The organism is Polaromonas sp. P1_G2 (assembly GCF_056405515.1).
This window is the reverse complement of sequence record NZ_JBFUBY010001084.1, coordinates 1-464: the sequence shown is the minus strand read 5'-3', so window position 1 is coordinate 464 and position 464 is coordinate 1. Positions and strand designations below refer to the sequence as shown.

The window sequence follows — 464 nt, the reverse complement described above, 5'->3', positions numbered from 1 at the left end:
AAAAACGTCTCCCGCGCCGTAGCCTAGCCGAGGGATTCCCGATCCGGCTGGAATTAAGCCGGAATCAGCAATACCAGCTTGTGGTCCGCCCGGTCCGTCGGTCGATATGTATGCTGGACGAAAGCCAGTTCGCCGTGGAGAGGGTGGCTAAAGGTCCGCACGCCGCCTTCCCGGTCGAGTACCGCCTGCTCCTTCCAGATCACTGCAAACAGCGGGCTTTCGCGCCTGAGCACATCGAGCATGGCGTTCATCTGCGGATCGTTGAAGCTATGGCTATAGTCGGCGCGGAATTCTGCCAGCACCCGGCGCGCGCGATCCTCCCAGGCCCTGATCAGAGCCCGGGCTGCCGGCTCGAGGAAAATGAAGCGCAAGAGATTCCGCTGGCAGCCGTGGCTCAGCCAGCCGGTGAAGAGACTTTCCGCGGCTTCGTTCCAACAACATGCGTTCCAGAAGCGATCGAGCCC

1 protein-coding gene is annotated in these 464 nt (G+C 61.6%); it reads right to left on the bottom strand.

Translation table 11 applies throughout. From position 1 onward, the window contains the following. Positions 1–53 precede the first annotated feature (53 nt). Positions 54–464: MmyB family transcriptional regulator (locus AC1D0P_RS29165; RefSeq protein WP_477679923.1), on the bottom strand; the 411-nt coding region annotated here is incomplete at its 5' end.